1 protein-coding gene and 1 tRNA gene are annotated in these 661 nt (G+C 62.9%); one reads left to right on the plus strand and one right to left on the minus strand.

Translation table 11 applies throughout. The features are described from left to right. A partial coding sequence (locus EN906_RS36260) for an NUDIX domain-containing protein (protein ID WP_127375878.1) occupies positions 1 to 446 on the plus strand: 446 nt, incomplete at its 5' end. Positions 447 to 535: 89 nt separating this feature from the next. On the opposite strand, the gene EN906_RS36265 is transcribed toward EN906_RS36260, so the two are convergent. Next, positions 536 to 620 (minus strand) — tRNA-Leu (locus tag EN906_RS36265). Positions 621 to 661: the final 41 nt, after the last annotated feature.

A 661-nucleotide genomic window follows, 5' to 3' on the forward strand; every position in this document is an offset into this window, starting at 1 on the left:
GTGACGGCGCGGTGATCCTGCCTTACGATCCCTCGCGCTCGACCGTGCTTCTGGTGCGCCAGTTCCGCTATCCCGCCTACGTCACCGGCCACCGCGAGCCGCTGATCGAGGCCTGTGCCGGCCTGTTGGACGAAAACGATCCCGAAACCTGCATCCGCAAGGAGGCGGAGGAAGAACTCGGCTACCGGCTGCAGAACGTCGAGCGGCTGTTTTCGCCCTATATGAGCCCTGGCAGCGTCACCGAACGTCTCTGGTTCTTCATCGCCCGCTATTCACCCGCCGACCGCATCTCGGCCGGCGGCGGCGCGCAAGAAGAGGGCGAGGACATCGAGGTTCTGGAAATGCCGCTCGACGAGGCGCTGGCCGGCATCGCCGATGGCCGGATCATCGACGCCAAGACCATTATCCTGATCCAGCATCTGAAGCTCAACCCGATCGCCGCCTGAACGGCGCCGGTCCTCCTTAGCCAAGGCTTCGGGAGGACACTCCTTCATCTATTCGGGTGGCCCGCCACCGAAGCTCGAAGAGCGAAGGGTGGTGCGGATGAAGGGACTCGAACCCCCACGCCTTTCGGCACTGGAACCTAAATCCAGGGCGTCTACCAGTTCCGCCACATCCGCATGAACCGGCAATCCCATGTGGCCATCATTCTGTCAATGTC

The organism is Mesorhizobium sp. M7A.F.Ca.CA.004.06.1.1 (genome assembly GCF_003999135.1).
Classification (GTDB): Bacteria; Pseudomonadota; Alphaproteobacteria; order Rhizobiales; family Rhizobiaceae; genus Mesorhizobium.